Consider the following 17,662-nt stretch of genomic DNA (forward strand, 5'->3'; position numbering starts at 1 on the left):
TAAAAGCTGCCTTTCCGCTTCCGGCCCACCTCCCGCCAAGCTGCAACCGTTCTCTTTGTGGCCAATCATGGCCGAGGAGAACGACAATGGGCTATTCGAGATTTGATCCTGCCATACAGGCGCGTGCAGCGTGGAATGCTGGCAAGACCGTCGGCACAAAGCGACCACTGACACAAAAACAGATTTGGGCAATACGCTTCCATCTGGATCGTGAAGGTCGGCTACGGGATAAGGCGCTATTCGACCTAGCAATCGATAGCAAGTTGCGCGGATGCGACTTGGTCAAGATCAAGATCGGCGACGTCATAGCTGGGACCGACATCCGCACTAGGGCAATTGTCGTCCAGCAGAAGACCAATCGGCCAGTTCAGTTCGAGCTCACAGCCGATGTCCGTTCAACCCTGCTTTCCTGGCTAGAACGTCGGGGCGGCTCGACCAGCGAGTACCTCTTTCCAAGCAGGATCGACCACGCCGGACACATGAGCACGCGCCAGTATGCGCGCTTGGTGGATGAGTGGGTTACTGCGATTGGCCTACGGAAATCTGAGTACGGGACGCACTCGCTTCGACGGACGAAGGCCGCGATGATCTACCGCGCTACGGGCAACATCCGCGCAATTCAGATACTTCTAGGTCACACCAAGATCGAGAACACCGTTCGCTATCTTGGGGTCGATGTCGAAGACGCACTACTACTGGCGGAGCGCACGGAAATCTGACACCTTCGGGCGGTCGACCTCACCTGGTCGACCGCTTTCGGGTTGCGCCTGGAAAGGTGCGGCCTTGTCCTTGTTGGCAAGGTGCATTGTGCGAGGTTCACTTGGCGTCCTTGGCTCTCACCCCTCCTATCACCTTCACCGAACTTCTCCGGGCGTTCACCCGCATCGGCCTGCTCAGCTTTGGCGGGCCTGCTGGGCAGATTGCGCTGATGCACCGCGAGCTGGTAGATGAACGCAAGTGGGTCGAGGAGGAAGATTTTCTCCACGCGCTCAATTTCTGTCACCTGCTGCCGGGCCCCGAAGCGCAGCAGCTTGCCACGTGGATCGGTTGGCGGTTGCATGGCTGGCGCGGCGGTCTGGCAGCGGGGTTGCTGTTCGTCATTCCGGGCGCGGCCATCATTCTGGCGCTGTCGGTCCTGTATGCCATTACCGCCAATCTCGCATGGGTCGAAGCACTGTTCCTCGGCGTGAAAGCGGCGGTGCTGGCGATTGTGGTGCAGGCCTTGTTGCGAATTGCCGGACGTGCGCTGGATACGGTGTTGAAGCGTGCGCTGGCGGTGGCCGCGTTCATCGGGCTGTTCCTATTCGACCTGCCGTTTCCGCTAATCGTTTTGGGTTCCGGGGTGATTGGAATGGCAATTGCGGCCTGGCGTCCTGACCTGTTGGCGCTGAAACCCACTACAACTGGCGGTGCTTTACCCGAACGACCGTGGCGCACCACAATCCTGTCGATCGTCCTTTGGGGAGCGGTCTGGGCTGCGCCAATGGCGCTGATCGCGCTGACGCTGGGCCGCGAACACGTTCTGTGGGAGATCGGCGCATTCTTCTCGCAGCTCGCCATCGTCACCTTTGGCGGGGCTTATGCAGTGCTCGCCTACATGGCGCAGGAAGCGGTGCAGGGGTTCGGGTGGCTGAAACCCGGCGAAATGGCCGATGGGCTGGGCCTTGCGGAAACCACGCCTGGGCCGCTGATCCTGGTGACACAATTCGTCGGTTACCTCGCGGCCTTCCGTGCGCCGGAGCCGTTCACGCCTTTCGTCGCGGGATTGCTGGGGGCGGGGCTGACCACGTGGGTGACGTTCGCGCCGTGCTTCATGTGGATCTTTGCCTTCGCGCCGTGGATCGACCGACTGGGTAACGCCGTGCGGTTGAAGGGCGGGCTCGCAGCAGTGACGGCGGCGGTTGTGGGCGTCATCGCCAACCTGACCGCATGGTTTGCGCTGCATGTGCTGTTTGCTGAGGTGGGCCAGCGCCAATTCGGCCCGCTGCGGTTATATTGGCCGGACCCGGCGAGCTTCGAATGGCGCGCAGGCGTGCTGGCGGCAATCGCCTGCGCAATGGTGTTCGGGCTGAAATGGTCAGTGCTGCGGGTTCTGATGGCCGCCGCGCTGGGCGGCATGGTTCTGGTCTTGGCAATCTGAGGAGGACGACATGAGCATCATCACACGCAGGCAAGCAATCGGCACAGCAGCCCTTTCGGTCACGGGTATCACGCTGGCAGGAACGGCAAGCGCAGCGGCGGCGCAAGACCCTGCCGCAGCCGCTTCCCGTGCCGCTGCCTTTGCCGGCAAGCACACGCCGAAGCGGCTGCGGTTCAACCCCGCCAAGCTCACCGGCCTGTCCGAGCGGCTGATTACCTCGCACTGGGAGAACAATTATCAGGGCTCAGTGCGCGGGCTCAACACCATCGAGACCCGCCTCGCCGCCGCCATGGCCGATCCCGACTTTCCGCCGGTTGCTTATGCCGGGCTGAAGCGCGAGGAACTGCACCGCACCGGATCGGTGGTGCTGCACGAATATTACTTCGATGCGCTGGGCGGCAACGGCAATCCGGCAGGCTCGATCTACGAGGCGCTCGATGGCTGGTTTGGCAGCTTCGCCGCATGGGAAGCCGAATTCCGCCGCACCGCAATGTCACTCGCGGGTGGATCGGGCTGGTGCATCCTCAGCTACAACCGCCACACCCGGTCGCTGCATAATTACTGGGCCTTCGATCACATGCATGGTGCAGCCACCGGCGCGCCGCTGATCGCGCTCGATATGTATGAGCACAGCTTTCACATGGACTACGGTGCGGCGGCAGCGAAATATGTCGATGCCTTCCTGGCCAACCTCGATTGGGAGGTGGTGGAGGCACGGTATCAGGCGGCGATGGCGTAGGAGGGCACGATGACAGAAGAACCCCAGCGGCACTGGGACCGGGTCTATTCCGACATGGCACCCGGCGAGGTCAGCTGGTTCCAGAGCGAACCGCGCCCTTCGCTTGCCGCGCTGGTACGCTTTGATGTGCCCCACACGGCCCCTTTCGTCGATATCGGAGGGGGCGCCTCCAATCCCGTTGATGCCCTGCTGGCGGGTGGATGGCGCGATGTGACGGTGGTCGATATTGCCGCCCCGGCTCTGGCGGCGGCACAGGCCCGACTGGGAGAGGCGGCAGCGGGCGTCCACTGGGAGATCGCTGACATAACCCGCTGGAACCCGCCGCGCCGCTATGGGGTGTGGCATGACCGGGCCGTGTTCCACTTCTCACAGAGCCGGAGCAGCGGGACGCCTATCGCCGTGCGCTGGTGGCCGGAACCGCGTCCGATGCGCTCGTCATCATCGCCACCTTTGCGCCTGATGGGCCAGAAAAATGCAGCAGCCTGCCGGTGCAGCGCCACGATGCGGCAAGCCTTGCCGCTGCACTCGGGAGTGCGTTCACATTGCTGGGCGACTGGCGCGAGGAACACCTCACCCCGTGGGGCGCCGCGCAGAAATTCAGCTGGTGCGCGTTCCGGCGAGAGGCATAGCCCCTCTCGCAAGGCGCTCTGCCGGGACGCAGACTGCGGTTCCTTCGCTTCGGTTGTCCTGTGCAGCAGGTGCGCGCGCAAGCGACATCGCGGCTCCCACCAGAATCAGCGCCGGACCATCCCCCAGCGCAGTCCGTGCGGCGAGCGGCAGCAGTTCGAGGCAGGTGGTGAAGATCCGTTCCTCCGGCAGGCTGGCGTTTTCGACCATCGCCACCGGCGTATCGCAAGCTAGGCCAGCGCGCTGCAATTCGCGGGCGACCAGCGGGGCTGCCGCTTTGCCCATGTAGATCGCCAGGGTCGCGGCAGGATCGGCGAGCGCGCTCCAATCGAGATCGAGCGGTTCGGTGCCGCGCGCATGGGCGGTTACGAAGGTCAGGCGCCGGGCCAGCCCGCGCAGGGTCAGCGACGTGCCAAGGCTGGCGGCCGCCGCGCTGGCGGCGGTCACACCGGGGCAGATGTGCGTCCGCACGCCTGCGGCCCGGCAGGCGGTGAGCTCTTCTGCTGCCCGCCCGAAGATGGCGGGATCGCCGCCCTTCAACCGCACCACCCGCTCGCCCGCCAGCGCGGCGGCGACCAGCAGCGCGTCGATCGCTTCCTGAGGTTTGGAATGGCGGCCTGACCGCTTGCCCACCGACACCCGGCGCACGCCCGCTGGGATCAGATCGAGCACGCCGGGGCCTACCAGCGCATCGTGGAACACCACGCTGGCCGATGCGATCAGGCGCGCCGCCTTGACCGTCAGCAGATCGGGATCGCCTGGGCCAGCGCCCACCAGCCACACCTCGCCCGGCACGATCATGCGGCGGTATCCAAGGCGCACGTGCCTGCCTCAGCCTGACGGCGCGGCGCCAGCACCGCTTCGCGCAGCAGGAACAGGCGCCCGCTCTCCACTTTCAAGGGGATCGTCGGCGTGCAGCCGCGATCATCCCCCAGCGCCTCGCCCGTGCGAAGCGAGATGCGCCAGTTGTGCAGCGGGCAGGTGACGCTGTCGCCGTGAACCAGTCCCTCGCTCAAGGGCCCATGCTTGTGTGGGCATTTGTTGACAAGCGCGAAATATTCCCCGCGGGTGGTGAGGAACACCGCGATTTCCTCGCCTCCCAGCACGGGAAGCGTGCGCCCAGTGCCAGCCTTGATCTGGGTGACGGGGCCGATATCGAGCCATTGGCCCGCAGTATCGCTGTTCATTGCGCCTTCTCCAAAGCAAGCGGGCGGACTTCGGCGAGGTGCTGGTGCAGATCGGGATGCGCTCCGGCCGCGCGGCCTGCCCAGGGGTCGATCTGCCAATATTTCTGCGACAGCCGGAACCGCGCAGCCAGCCTGCTGATGCGGTCAGGATCAGTGAACAGCTGCGCTTTCAGCCATTCCAGCCCCTTGCGTTCGATCCAAGGCGCGGTGCGTTCGAGATAGTGCGCTTCCTCGCGGTAGAGCTGGATAAAGGCGAGGCAGTGCTCCATCGCCTCGGCTTCGGTCTCGACCTTGCACAAAAGATCGGTGACCCGCACCTTGATCCCGCCATTGCCGCCGACATGGAGTTCATAGCCGCTGTCGACACAGACGATGCCGAAGTCCTTGATTGTCGCCTCGGCACAGTTGCGCGGGCAGCCGCTGACGGCGATCTTGAACTTGTGCGGCATGTAACTGCCCCAGGTGGCCTGTTCGATCTTGACGCCGAGCCCGGTCGAATCCTGCGTGCCGAACCGACACCATTCGCTGCCCACGCAGGTCTTCACTGTGCGCAGCGCCTTGCCATAGGCGTGGCCCGATACCATCCCTGCGGCGTTCAGGTCGGCCCAGACGGCGGGCAGATCCTCTTTCCTGATGCCGAAGATATCGAGCCGCTGGCCGCCGGTGACCTTCACCATCGGCGCGTTGTATTTTTCCACCACGTCGGCAATCGCCCGCAATTCGCGCGGAGAGGTTATGCCGCCCCACATGCGCGGGACGACGGAATATGTGCCATCCTTCTGGATATTGGCGTGGAGCCGTTCGTTGACGAAGCGGCTGGTCTCGTCATCCGCATATTCGCCCGGCCAGGCGCACAGCAGGTAGTAATTGAGCGCCGGGCGGCAGGATGCACAGCCTTCGGGGGTGGACCAGTGCAGCTCCTGCATCACCTGCGGGATTGATTTGAGATTACGCTCAAGGATCAGGCGGCGCACGTCATCATGGGTGAAGCTGGTGCAGCCGCACAGGGTTTTAGGCCCGGCTTCGACCTCAGCGCCGAGCGTCAGTGCGAGCAGGCTTTCGACGATGTTGGTGCACGATCCACAGCTCGCCGAAGCCTTGCAAGTCGAACGGAGGGCAGCGACGCTGTGCGCGCCTTCGTTGATTGCGCTTATGACGGCGCCCTTGGAGACGCCATTGCAGCCGCACACCTCGGCATCATCGGAGAGCGCTGCGACAGCGGCGTGGGGATCGCCGCCCGCGCCGCCTGCGGCATAGGCCTGCCCGAAGATCAGCGACTGGCGGATGGCGGCGATGTCCTCTTGCCGGCGCAGAAGATCGAAATACCAGTTGCCGTCCGCCGTATCGCCATAAAGCACTGCGCCGATCAGCCGGTTGTCCTTGATAACGAGCCGTTTGTAGATGCCATGCGCCGCATCGCGCATCACCACATCCTCGCTCCCCTCGCCGCCCGAAAAATCGCCCGCAGAGAAAACATCGATGCCGGAAACCTTGAGCTTCGTTGAGGTGACCGAGCCTTCAAAGCCGCGCCCGCTGCCGACGCCGGTGAGGCAGTCGGCCAGCGCCCGGCACATCTCCCAGATTGGAGCGACCAGACCATAGCACGCCCCGCGATGCTGCACGCATTCGCCCACGGCGAGGATCGCGGGATCGCTGGTGACCATGTGATCATCCACGACAATGCCGCGCTCGCAGGCAAGGCCCGCCGCTTTCGCCAGCGCCACGGAAGGCTTGATCCCGGCCGCCATCACCACCAGGTCGGCGCGGATGCGGGTGCCGTCCTCCAGCACGATGCCTGCCACCCGGCCCGCCGCGCCAAGGATCGCCTTGGTGTTGGCGCTCGAAAGAATGGTGTGCCCGCGCCGTTCGAGTTCCTGCCGCAGCAGCCATCCGGCCGCTTCATCCAGCTGACGCTCCATCAGGGTGGACATCAGGTGCACCACGGTCACCTGCATTCCGCGCAGGGCAAGACCGTGCGCTGCCTCCAGCCCCAAGAGGCCCCCGCCGATGACCACAGCGGCGTTGCTGCCTTCGGTCTCGCCCGCTTCGGCAGCGGCGATCATGCGGTCCACATCATCCAGATCGCGGAAGGTGACGACGCCGACCAGATCATGCCCCGGCACCGGGATGATGAAGGGATCAGAGCCGGTGGCGATTACCAGCCTGTCATACGGCAGCACCAAGCCCCCACGCGTGACGACAGTGTGCGCCTCGCGGTCGATCATCTCTGCCGGATCACCGCTGATGAGCGCGATGGCATTGTCCGCATACCACTGCGGGCCATTGATGATGATGTCGTCAAACGCCTTCTCGCCCGCCAGCACGGGTGACAGCATGATGCGGTTGTAATTGACCCGCGGTTCGGCCCCGATGATCGTGATGTCGAACCGGCCGGGCGCGCGGGCCAGCACCTCTTCAACCGTGCGGCACCCGGCCATGCCATTGCCGATCACCACCAGCTTTTCGCGGCTGCCGGGCGTATCGGGAAAGGGAAAAATCGCGTTCATGCGCTGTGATCCTGTGCCGACAACGCACGCAAAAAAGCCGCCAGGTCATCCGAAAGACCGGCGGCGCCATTGCCACGTTGTGATGGGGAGAAGGTAAGGTCAGGCGCGTTCCTTCGTTGGAACGCTGACGAGTTGGAAACTACCTGAGTCGCACCGGCTTGCCAACCTCCTTTTTGCATTGCAGCATAATCACCGGATCAGCGCGATCATCAGCGCCGCCGCCAGCACTGCGCTGACCACTTGCCACAGCACAACCGGATTGCGAATCAGAAGCGGCGCAGGCTGGGGATGGGTCAGCGCGGTGTTGGGGACGCTGAGATCATGCACAAAGGCGCTGACGTGCTGGTAACGCAGATGCGGTTCCACGTGCAGCGCATGGGCAATGGCGGCATCGGCCCAGTCAGGCACGTCATCACGATATGTCGCGACCGGCACATACCGCAGGCGGCGCTGGCGCGACAGGGTGTCAGCCGCGCCCGCGCGCGGGCCATAAGGCAGGTGCCCGGTCAGCAGGAAATAGGCCATCGCGGCGAGCGAATAGAGGTCGCTCTGCTCGCTGGCGGGCAGGCCGCGATAGAGTTCGGGTGCGGAAAATTGCAGGGTTCCGGCAAAGGCATCCTCGCCCGCCCTCGGCGCGTGTTCGGTCATGCCATCAATCCGGGCCGACCCCAGATCAATGATGTTCGCCGTGCCATTGGCATCGATCATCACATTGGCCGGGCGCAGATCGCGGTGGATGATCTGGCGGCGGTGCAGCGCATACAGCCCGCGCGCCACCTGAGTGATGATTGCGCGCACAGCAGCAATATCAGCGCGGGGGTGATCTCGCTGCCATTGTTCCAGCGTGATGCCATTGCAATAGCCGCTGACAGCATAAAGGAACCGGCGCGGGCGGGCGCGCGGCGGGACGCTCAGCACGTGCGGGCTGCGCACCCGGCCAAGCGCCCATTCCTCCAGCAGCAGCTCGCTGCGCGCCTGCGGATCGCCCGCGCGTTCGGCCGAGAGCCGCTTGATCGCCGCCGCAGCCCCGGTGGAATTGTCGCGGGCGAGCCATACGTGGCTGCGGCCACCGATATGGAGCGGGCGCAGCAGGGTGTAGCCATCGCAGTCCAGCCCGGCCTGCCATTCCGGCGGATCGGGCAGCCGGGCTTCGGCCGCGAGCAGATCATCCGCCGCGCCCTGACGAACGCTGTCCACCTGCACCAGCTGCACGGTGAGGTTGTCCTCGGCCCCTGCCGCCAGTGCAGCCTCGCACATCTGGCGGGCGGCGGCGCTCATATCCGGGTTGGCGTGGACGATCTGCGCAATCTCGCGGTCTGTCAGGCCGTCGCCAAGCCCGTCAGTCGCCAGCAGCAGGATATCGCCAGGCTGGACGAAGATGCGGCTGTGATCGATCTCGACATGGCGGCCCATGCCCAAGGCGCGGGCGAGCAGATGCGTGCCGCCACCAGCGGGCACACGGTGCGCCTCGGTCAGCCGTTCGAGGCCGCCCGCGTTCACCCGCGCTGCCACCCCGTCACCCAGATGCAGGATGTGCGCGGCGGCATCGCGCAGGATCAGCGCGGTAAAGGTGGTGATGAGACCCTCGGCCTCACGCGCCCGGTCACTGTCGGCGTAACCGGCAGCCATTCCGACGAGCGCGGCGTTCTGGCCGTGCATCCAGCTGTTGATCGCTGCAATCACCCGCTGGGCGCTGGTCTGGGGCGACCAGGCATCGGGGGTGGCATAGTAATCGGTGAGAAAGCCCGCCACCGCCGTTTCCGCCGCCTCGCGCCCGCGGCGACTGGTGCTGATCCCGTCGGCCACCACAAAGGCCATGCCCTTGTAGATGAGCAGATCGCCATCGGGGAGGATGCAGCCGTAAAAATCCTGATTGGCCAGCTTGGCCCCGGCACAGGAATATTGCCCCACCGTCACGGTGAGCCTTTCGAGCGGCGCATTGCCTTGCGCCGCCCCCACAGGTTCAGCCCGTTCAGGCGGCAATCTTCAACTCCGCCGCATTGCGCTTGGGCGAAGTGCGGTAGTGGGTCGAATAGAGCATCAGCCCGGTGAACGTCAGCCCGCCAACCAGATTGCCCAGCACCACCGGCACTTCATTCCACAACAGGTAATCGGCGATGGTGAATTCGCCGCCCAGCATCAGTCCGGTGGGGAACAGAAACATGTTCACGATCGAATGTTCAAACACCATGTAGAAGAACAGCATGATCGGCATCCACATCGCAATCACCTTGCCGCTGACCGTGCTCGACATGCTGGCGCCGACCACGCCGGTCGATACCATCCAGTTGCACATCACCGCGCGCACAAAGATCGTCAGCCACCCTGCCGCGCCATATTCGGCATAGCCCAGCGTGCGCTTTTCCCCGGTGATCGCCATCGCCTGGCCGACCGGATCAACCTCTGCGGCAAAGCCATAGGTCCAGTAGATCGCCATCATCACCGCTGTCACCAGCGCACCGGCAAAATTGCCGACGAACACCAGTCCCCAGTTGCGCAGCACGCCGCCCCAGGTGCAGCCGGGCCGCTTGGCCCACACCGCCAGCGGGGCGAGCACGAACACGCCGGTGAGCAGATCATAGCCCAGCAGATAGAGCAGGCAGAACCCCACCGGAAACAGCACCGCGCCCGCCAGTGGCTGGCCGGTCTGAACATTGATCGTCACCGCAAACGCCGCCGCCAGCGCCAGAATTGCGCCTGCCATGAAGGCGCGGATCAGCGTGTCCTTGGTCGACATCATGATCTTGGATTCGCCCGCTTCAATCAGCTTGGGCACGAATTCACTTGGGGCAAGATAGGCCATATTGCGTCTCCTTGAGGTCAGAATGCGATTTCGGTCTGGAGCCAGAATTTGCGGGTGTCGGCGGCAAAGCCGTCGGCCCGGTAGCTGGCAAAGCGGGCGAGGAAGGATGCGCGGCCCACCGCAAGGCCGGCGGACAGATCGATCTCGTCGCCGTAATGCCGACTGCCGAAATCGCTGTCGAAGCGGTGGTAAACGGCCAGCAGATCGACCGTGCCGAGGCCCTTCACGGCAAATTTCTTGCCCGCGCGGGCGAAAGTGTCGGTCAGCCCGGCATCGGGCGTGCGCAGGAACAGGTCGGCCCAGCCATTAAAGGCAAACAGCGTGGCCAGCGGGGTCTGGAACGCGCCGCGCCCGCCATCACTGCCGAGCTGTTCGACCCCGGCCCCCAGCGAAAATCCGGCCCAAGTCGCACCCAGCTCGCCTTGCAGGTAATGGGCGGTATAGGCGACCGGGTTGCCACCGGTATCGGACTGGGTGGCCAGCGTCGCCCTGGCGGTCAGGGTCGCCGGGCCGACAGGCAGTTTGAACGCAGCCTTGGCGCCGAAGGTGTTGCTTGACGCGTTCAGGCGGGCGTCGAAATCGAGAAGATAGGCAAAGCCAGTGATCTCGCCGCGGGCCAGCTTCACCCCGGCGTTGAGGAACACCAGATCGCCGTCATAGCGGAAATTGGGGCTGTCCGCGCCAAACACGGTCTGCACCGCGCTGGCATAGGTTGCATCCACGCGGACCGGGCCGAGCGCGGTCTGCCCGCGCACGGCATCAAAGGTCTGCTCGTTCTGTCGCCACACGACATTGCCGACGAAGCGGGCATCATCAAGAATGATCCGCTGACGACCCAGCGTGACGCTGCTTGCGCCATCGCGCCAGGCGATCTGTGCGCGGTTGAGTTCGAGGTTCTCAGGATCGGCCACCACCGAAAAGCGCGTCCGGCCATTGCCGGGGATGGTGTTGTTGAAATTGTCGGTCAGCTCCGTTGTTGCCTCGCCCTCGATCAGCAGCGAGACCGCACCGCTGGCGATTTCAAACCCTGCATGAAGGCGCGCAGTAAGTGCATTGGCGGGCTCAATCGGCTTGTCCTCGTCAACCGTCTCGCGGCGCACCTTTAGGGCGAGGATCGGGTCGAGCGTCACGCCTTCGGCGAGGGTAATCGGGTCGCCGGGAGTGGCCAGCGCCGGGACGCTGGTGGCGGATGCTGACAGGGCAAACAGGCAGTAGGCAAATGCGCGCATGGATCACCTCTCTGGCTAAAGCCGGACCATGACCGGCCACGAGAGGCGAGCGCCGTTGCCCGCCGGATGAAGCATCAGCCAGGGCCGACGCCGGAAATCAAAAAAGCCGCCACGATTCGCTACCTTTCAGAAGCGGCTCGGGCGGCGTCGTTGCCTTAAGAATTCGTGGGTGGCTGCTCGCATTGCGGGTCCGACATTGGATCACCCAGCAGCAACATCGCGAAGACTACGCCAGCTTGTGCAGCCTCGTAAAGGCCTTTTTTGCAGCGCAGCAAATTTTTCAACTCAGGGCAAGCTGGCGAGATAGGCTTCAATCTGGTCAGGATCGAAGGTCAGCCCATCGAAAAAACGGTTGGCCGACAGCGTCAGCGTGCCCTGCTGCGCGCCGACCTGTGTCATCTGCGTGACGCTGCCTTCGACCTTGGAACTGGCATTGGGCAGATCATCGCCGGTATCGATCAGCGCAGCGCGGTAGATATCGGGCCGGAACACCCGCATCGCCCGCGCCGCATCGGCCGGATCGAAGGCGATATGGCCCCAGCGCGCCATCTGCGAATAGAGCCACGCGGCCTGGCTCATCCACGGGAAATTGGCCGCCTCGCTGTGCTGGAACATCAGATCAGGCAGGTGCACCGGCGCAGCGCCGTGGGCCAGAACCAAGCGGTCCGATATCGCCCGCAGCACCAGCGCAGGGTTGGCATCGAGATAGGGGGGCGAGGCAAGGATGCGGGCATTCTCGGCGAAATTGGCCGGGTCGATGAAATGGCGGCCCGCCCGGCGCATGGCCCGGATCAGTGCAGCAAAGGCTTCGGCCTTGTCGGCCAGCACCGGCTCGCGCACCGCGAGCACCTTTTCCACCCCGCGCCGCCAGATTTGCGCGGAAGCCAGCACGATTGTGCCGACATCACGCTCGACACAGACTGAACTCCACGGTTCGCCCACGCAAGACCCGTCGATCTCCCCGCTGGCCAGCGCATCGGGGACAAACGGCGGGGCGATGGTGACGATCTCGACATCGTGATCAGGCCGGATACCGCAGGCGGCGAGCCAGTAACGCAGCTTGTAATTGTGGCTGGAAAAGCGGTGCACCACCCCGAACCGCAGCCGCCGCCCCTGCGCCTTGGCCGCCATCGCCGCTTCGCGCAACCGCGCGCCGACAGCCGCCGGATCGCCATATTCGCCCGGCGATGCGACCATCGCGGCCAGTGGTTTGCTCAAAGTGATCGCATTGCCGTTCAGACCCAGCACAAAGGGCGCGGTCAGCGGCTGCGCCGGGCGGCCCAGCCCCAGCGTGGTGGCAATCGTCAGCGGCGCCAGCATGTGCGCGCCGTCGGTATGGCCGTAGAGCAGCCGGTCTAGCACGGTGGCCCAGCTCACATCGCGCACGAAGGTCAGCGCCACGCCCTCGTCAGCGGCAAAGCCATGTTCGTGAGCCAAAATCGGCAGGCAGGCATCGACCAGCGGCAGAAACCCGATGGTAAGCGTCGCGTCGGCCATGGTCAGTCCCCTCCCAGCAGATCATGCGCGGACACGACCGCTTCGGCGATTTCGGCGATCCGCTTGTTCGAAGACATCGCCTTGCGCCGCAATTCGGCATAGGCTTCCGGCTCGGTGATACTGCGGCTGCGCATCAGGATCCGCTTGGCACGGTCGATATGGTCGCGCTCGGCCAGCTTGCCCTGCGCGTCGGCCAGATCGGATTGCAGCCGGGCAAAGGCGTGGAACCGCTTGATGCACAGATCGAGCAGCGGCTTGATCCGGTGACTGGCGAGGCCATCAACCACATAGGCCGAAACCCCCGCATCGATCGAGGCGGCGATGGAGGCATCGTCGCTTTCATCGACGAACATGGCAATCGGGCGCGACAAAGCGCGGCTGACCGCAAAATATTCCTCCAGCACATCGCGCGACGGGTTGCCGAGGTCGATCAGCACCACATCCGGCGCGATCCGTTCAATCGCGGTGAGCAGCCCGTGGCGCTGCGTGAGCGTGAAGATTTCGGCATTTTCGAGCTGGCCCAGGCCTTCTTCGATGATCGAAGCGCGTATGGAGCTTTCATCGACGATGGCGATCTTCATACGGCCACATTGCACCCCGATTGCGCGAAAACAAGCAGCTTTGCCGATAGTCAGAAGCCGGTTACGCCTGTGGTATCGCGGTCGGCACTGTGCCGGACATGATCGGGGCAAGGCTTTTGCAACCAGGTGAACACAGCAGCGATCGACATCGCCTCACGCAATGGCGGCCCGAAGATCCCGCTTTCTGGCAGGCGCAGGGCGAACGCATCGCGCGGCGCAACCTCTATATCTCGATCCCCGCCCTGCTGCTGGCCTTTGCGGTGTGGATGGTGTGGTCGGTGGTGGTGGCCAAACTGCCGCAGGTCGGGTTTGCCTATAGCACTGATCAGCTGTTCTGGCTGGCGGCCTTGCCCGGCCTTTCGGGGGCGACCTTCCGCATCGTCTATAGCTTCATGGTGCCGATCTTCGGCGGGCGGCTGTGGACCACAATATCCACCGCGTCCCTGCTGATCCCGGCCATCGGCATCGGCTATGCGGTGCGCAGCCCTGATACGCCCTACACCACCTTGGTGGTGGTAGCCCTGCTGTGCGGGCTTGGCGGGGGCAATTTCGCCTCGTCGATGTCGAACATCAGCTTCTTCTTCCCCAAGGCGCAGAAGGGCAACGCGCTGGCGCTCAACGCCGGGCTGGGCAATCTGGGCGTGTCGGTGATGCAGTTCGCCGTGCCGCTGATCATCACCGCAGGCGTGTTCGGCGCGCTCGGCGGGGCTGCACAGCAGACGGCAGATGGCGGCCCGCTGTGGCTGCAGAACGCAGGCTTTGTGTGGGTGCCGTTCATCATCGCCAGCACCCTGCTCGCATGGTTCGGGATGAACGACATTGCCGATGCCAAGGCCAGCTTTGCCGACCAGGAGGTGATCTTCCAGCGCAAGCACAACTGGCTTATGTGCGGGCTTTATACCGGCACATTCGGCAGCTTCATCGGCTTTTCCGCCGGCCTGCCGCTGCTCGCCAAGCAGCAGTTTCCGCAAGTGGACGTGCTGCAATTCGTTTTCCTCGGCCCGCTGGTGGGGCTTCCTGGGCATGTTCATCTTGATGTTCTTCATGACCGGGGTGGGCAATGCCTCCACCTTCCAGATGATCCCCAACATCATCCGGCAGGAAGTTCCGCACCTGATGCCCGAGCTCGCCCCTGATGCCGCGCTGCGGCAGGCCGAGCGGGAATTGGCGGCGATCATCGGCTTCATCTCGGCGATTGCGGCCTACGGCGCCTTCTTCATCCCCAAGAGCTTTGGCAGCGCTATTGCGGCGACCGGATCGCCGATGGCGGCCTTGTGGGGCTTCCTGATCTTCTACGCCAGCTGCGCCGCGCTGACGTGGTTCGTCTACAACCGCCGCGGCGGTCTGCTCCACGACATCGAACGCGGAGCGGGCCACGCGTCATGATCGTGATGCAAAGGCGACTGCCCGGCAGGATCGACCAAGTCTTCTGGCCAAAAGGGGGTCGGTTTGCGAATTTCCGCTTCTGGCGAGAAATCCGTCGAAGCGGCCCGGCAGGTGTCAGGATCGCGGTGCGTTCCCGCTTATGACCGCAGAGAGGGTGGAAAACGGACATCAATTGTTTCCGAAGTGCACTGCCTGTGGCTGCCAATGCTGTTGGCTAGGCTTGATGCCCTTGCCCATTACTTCAAGCGTCTGTGGTAAGAAGCGGATCAGGGCGAGGTCGTCAGGATAATTGGGCCATTGTGACCGATAATGCTCAGGGGGACCATGAGCCGCAATCGACGGAGCGTCTGTGTGAACCGAAGCGTGCCCAGTGAAGCTCGCGTAGTAGGCATTCTTCGTACCGTTTGCGATGTCGTCGAGGCCGAAGTGAAGAGCTGCTCTGGGGTTTGCCATGATCTGCTTCGTCTTTCGGCTTCCTCGCCTTGTCGACATCCATAAGCTCCAGTCGTCTGTCGGGTCATTGACACCGACAGGGCGGGCGCGAGGCATGCCAGTCTCATCGATTGTGATCAGTACGCCGACCCAATCTTCCTTCATAATTTCGCGGGCGGCGGCCATGATAAGCTCGGGATCATCGACCCGATAGAGGTCGTGTGACACGCCTTGGGCGACCGCCGCTTTTGCCGCGTTTCCAGAGAGCAAATTCACCAGGCCTGCAGCTTGCGCAGCCACGAGCAAATCCCGCCTTCTCAAGTTCATGATCCCCCCCGCGAGCTGCGCAGACCGCCCACAAAATGCCCCAATCTCTAAACATCCGCAACGGCGTCGTTTGCGGAACGTCGGCCTTGGTCGTCGCGGCGCCTGGGAGCGGACAGACAATTTACGGCCCAAAATTTGACATGGTAAAGGCGGCCCGTCCCGATTGGGACGGACCGCCCGCCGAGTGACCTGGACCTGTCAGGAGGGGTCAGGCAGCCTGCTCGGCAATCTCGCCAGTTCCTTCTGCGTTGGCCACCTCGTCGCCTTCGTGGTCGGCCAATTCGACATCTCCGGTACCACCGAAACGCATGATCGAAGGAACCCAGGCTTGTGCCCGTTCTTTAAGCTCGGCCTCGCCGATGAAGTTGCCCGAGAAGATGCGCTCGGCTGCGCTCGCAAGCTCAGCCTTCTTTGAGGCAGCGTAGCGACTGACCAAATCGGCACCGCCGACGGCGTCGAGTGCTTCGAGCGTGCGCGCCTTGGCCACGCGGTCGAAATAGTTGGCAGCGCTAGGACGCCACCAATGCGCGGTCTCGATTTCGAGGAGCGAGCCGAGCGCCTCGTGCAGTGGCACCGAGCGCTCACCGTAACAGGCAAGGCTGGCAACCAGCGTGCGAGAGACGACATGGCCGAGCCAGGCCGAGCGCGCCTCGTCGGAAAGGGTCCGGAATCTCGCGAACCGCTCGACATCGTTTGTCCCAGCACGCCAGCTTTCATCGAGCGACCCGGCAAACTCGGCCAGAGCAGCGCTCGCCGGTGCATTCTTGGCCTCGAACCCAGTAATCGGGCCGGACGCGGCCGAGCCGACAAGCGTGGACGCCTTCTTGGCACGCCAGTCGTGTCCATCGGCATCGGCCAGCGTAAAGACCATGAAGTCGAGCGCCAGTGACGGATCGTTGGCGAGATGGATTGCCAGTATGTCGCGCCGCTGCATCGCGAGCTCGTCGAGCAGGCGCTGCGACAACGAGCTGCCCTTGGGCTTTGCCGCTCCACTTTCCTCGATTGCTTCGACCACACCTTCGTCAATGATGACCTCGGTCTCGGTGTAGTACTGCGGGACCAATGTCGGCTCGCCATTGCGCGAGAGGACAAGGAAGGCACCAGCCTCGGATTTCAGCTCGTCGGCAAGCACAGGGGGACGATCATTGAGCTCGCGCATGGCGCGGTCGATGACGACCAGTTCGCGTTCGGCTTTGGCGATCTCCTCTTCGTCGCTGTCCTCGTCTTCGAGCACGGCGGCGACGCGGTCGTAGTCGGCCTCAAGTTCTCCGAGTTCCCGTACTTCCTGTTCGGTCATCGGCGCAGGTTCGCAAGGCAAGCGGCTCATACCTTCGACAAGGTCATGGCTGACATAATTGCCAAGCGTCGGACGCACCCAGGCAAGGCCATATTCAAGCGCGGCCTTTTCTGCGGTTTCTTCCATGGCTTTGTGCGCGAGGCCTTCGAGCAGCGCGACATCGATCCAGCTCTCGCTGGCATCGTCGTCGAACAGTTCGCGTTCGATCCGGCCACCCGCAGCGAGGTAGACATCGCGACCGACAAGAACAGCGCGTGGATCGGAACCGCGCACCGTGGCGTCGAGCACCATGCGGCGGATCGTGTCAGGCGTGATCTGGTACCAGGCGTCCTGCAGCTCGGCATAGACATGCGCTTGGCGCTCCACGTCGGAGATCGCGCCGTAGGCCTTGGCCATGTCGAGCGTGATCGTGCCTTCGGCGAGCGCTTCGAAGACGCAAGGCGCGAGACTTGCCAAGCGCAGACGTCCTTCGACGAAACGGACAGTGAGGCCGAAGCGGCGCGCCACGTCTTCGGTGGTAGCGCCTGCCTCGATGATCGCCGCGAAGGCCTGCGCCTCGTCGGCTGGGTTCATCGCGAGACGCTGGAAGTTCTCGGCAAGGCTGGCCTCGCGCACTTCGCTTTCCTCGCCTTCGATGACGAGGCAGGTGACCTCATGGCTTTCGGGCAAGGTGCCCTCTTCGGCCAGTGCCTGCAGCGCGGCGAGCCGGCGACCGCCGGCCTCGACCTCGAACTTGCCGCGCTTTCCTTTGCGCACGACGAGGTTTTGCAGCAGACCGCGCGCAGCAATGTCTGCCCGCAGCTGGAGGTCGGCCAGCACGTCGCTCGACTTGCGAACGTTGCGCGGGCTCGGAACGAGCTTCTTCAGGTTGATCGACTGAATCATGGGTGTTCTCCTGATGGATTGAAGG

General features: G+C 63.9%; 16 protein-coding genes. 6 read left to right on the top strand and 10 right to left on the bottom strand.

Going from position 1 to position 17,662, the window contains the following annotated elements:
- Positions 1 to 86 precede the first annotated feature (86 nt).
- The 4 genes from LY632_RS00970 to LY632_RS00985 all read left to right on the top strand — a co-directional run bounded on the left by LY632_RS00970 (position 87) and on the right by LY632_RS00985 (position 3,508).
- Positions 87 to 719 (top strand): tyrosine-type recombinase/integrase, encoded by a 633-nt coding sequence (locus tag LY632_RS00970; RefSeq protein ID WP_234091955.1) that lies wholly within the window; start codon positions 87 to 89, stop codon positions 717 to 719.
- A 110-nt stretch (positions 720 to 829) separates the two neighbouring features.
- Positions 830 to 2,140, top strand: a complete 1,311-nt coding sequence (gene chrA / locus LY632_RS00975) for a chromate efflux transporter (protein WP_234091956.1) — start codon at positions 830 to 832, stop codon at positions 2,138 to 2,140.
- Positions 2,141 to 2,150: 10 nt separating this feature from the next.
- Positions 2,151 to 2,879, top strand: coding sequence for a superoxide dismutase (locus LY632_RS00980; protein ID WP_234091957.1), 729 nt, complete (start codon positions 2,151 to 2,153; stop codon positions 2,877 to 2,879).
- Between the two features lie 407 nt (positions 2,880 to 3,286).
- The gene (locus LY632_RS00985) at positions 3,287 to 3,508 is read left to right on the top strand and encodes a hypothetical protein (RefSeq protein WP_234091958.1); all 222 of its coding nucleotides are present in this window, start codon (positions 3,287 to 3,289) and stop codon (positions 3,506 to 3,508) included.
- On the opposite strand, the gene cobA is transcribed toward LY632_RS00985, so the two are convergent.
- From cobA to LY632_RS01025, 8 genes are all read right to left on the bottom strand, one after another.
- The gene (cobA, locus tag LY632_RS00990) at positions 3,477 to 4,307 is read right to left on the bottom strand and encodes a uroporphyrinogen-III C-methyltransferase (RefSeq protein WP_222554704.1); all 831 of its coding nucleotides are present in this window, start codon (positions 4,305 to 4,307) and stop codon (positions 3,477 to 3,479) included. The two genes, LY632_RS00985 and cobA, sit on opposite strands and share 32 nt — an antisense overlap.
- Entirely contained in the window at positions 4,304 to 4,693 is a 390-nt protein-coding gene (nirD, locus tag LY632_RS00995) for a nitrite reductase small subunit NirD (RefSeq protein WP_234091959.1), read from the bottom strand. The genes cobA and nirD overlap by 4 nt, the downstream gene beginning before the upstream one ends.
- The gene (gene nirB, locus LY632_RS01000) at positions 4,690 to 7,200 is read right to left on the bottom strand and encodes a nitrite reductase large subunit NirB (protein ID WP_234091960.1); all 2,511 of its coding nucleotides are present in this window, start codon (positions 7,198 to 7,200) and stop codon (positions 4,690 to 4,692) included. Before nirB ends, nirD begins: the two co-directional genes overlap by 4 nt.
- Before the next feature lie 189 nt (positions 7,201 to 7,389).
- Positions 7,390 to 9,183, bottom strand: coding sequence for a bifunctional protein-serine/threonine kinase/phosphatase (locus LY632_RS01005; protein ID WP_234091961.1), 1,794 nt, complete (start codon positions 9,181 to 9,183; stop codon positions 7,390 to 7,392).
- Complete coding sequence (locus LY632_RS01010; RefSeq protein ID WP_222554654.1) at positions 9,173 to 10,003, bottom strand: formate/nitrite transporter family protein; 831 nt, start codon at positions 10,001 to 10,003, stop codon at positions 9,173 to 9,175. The genes LY632_RS01005 and LY632_RS01010 overlap by 11 nt, the downstream gene beginning before the upstream one ends.
- A 17-nt stretch (positions 10,004 to 10,020) precedes the next feature.
- Positions 10,021 to 11,232 (bottom strand): alginate export family protein, encoded by a 1,212-nt coding sequence (locus LY632_RS01015; protein ID WP_234091962.1) that lies wholly within the window; start codon positions 11,230 to 11,232, stop codon positions 10,021 to 10,023.
- 285 nt (positions 11,233 to 11,517) lie between these two features.
- Positions 11,518 to 12,729, bottom strand: coding sequence for an ABC transporter substrate-binding protein (locus tag LY632_RS01020; protein ID WP_234091963.1), 1,212 nt, complete (start codon positions 12,727 to 12,729; stop codon positions 11,518 to 11,520).
- Positions 12,730 to 12,731: 2 nt separating this feature from the next.
- The gene (locus LY632_RS01025) at positions 12,732 to 13,310 is read right to left on the bottom strand and encodes an ANTAR domain-containing response regulator (RefSeq protein ID WP_234091964.1); all 579 of its coding nucleotides are present in this window, start codon (positions 13,308 to 13,310) and stop codon (positions 12,732 to 12,734) included.
- A 116-nt stretch (positions 13,311 to 13,426) separates the two neighbouring features.
- Between LY632_RS01025 and LY632_RS01030 the strand changes: the two genes are divergently transcribed.
- Positions 13,427 to 14,446, top strand: coding sequence for an MFS transporter (locus LY632_RS01030; RefSeq protein WP_305040819.1), 1,020 nt, complete (start codon positions 13,427 to 13,429; stop codon positions 14,444 to 14,446).
- On the top strand, positions 14,427 to 14,696 hold the full coding sequence (locus LY632_RS14330) for a hypothetical protein (RefSeq protein WP_305040820.1): 270 nt from the start codon (positions 14,427 to 14,429) through the stop codon (positions 14,694 to 14,696). Before LY632_RS01030 ends, LY632_RS14330 begins: the two co-directional genes overlap by 20 nt.
- A 168-nt stretch (positions 14,697 to 14,864) precedes the next feature.
- Here LY632_RS14330 and LY632_RS01035 read toward each other — a convergent pair whose 3' ends face one another.
- Together LY632_RS01035 and LY632_RS01040 are read right to left on the bottom strand one after the other, a co-directional pair.
- Positions 14,865 to 15,428 carry a pyridoxamine 5'-phosphate oxidase family protein gene (locus tag LY632_RS01035; protein WP_234091965.1) on the bottom strand — a complete coding sequence of 188 codons (564 nt, stop codon included), beginning with the start codon at positions 15,426 to 15,428 and terminating at the stop codon, positions 14,865 to 14,867.
- A gap of 235 nt (positions 15,429 to 15,663) precedes the next feature.
- Positions 15,664 to 17,637, bottom strand: coding sequence for a ParB/RepB/Spo0J family partition protein (locus tag LY632_RS01040; RefSeq protein ID WP_234091966.1), 1,974 nt, complete (start codon positions 17,635 to 17,637; stop codon positions 15,664 to 15,666).
- Positions 17,638 to 17,662: the final 25 nt, after the last annotated feature.

Origin of the sequence: Erythrobacter sp. SDW2 (assembly GCF_021431965.1) — a bacterium.
In the GTDB taxonomy this organism is placed as follows: domain Bacteria; phylum Pseudomonadota; class Alphaproteobacteria; order Sphingomonadales; family Sphingomonadaceae; genus Parerythrobacter.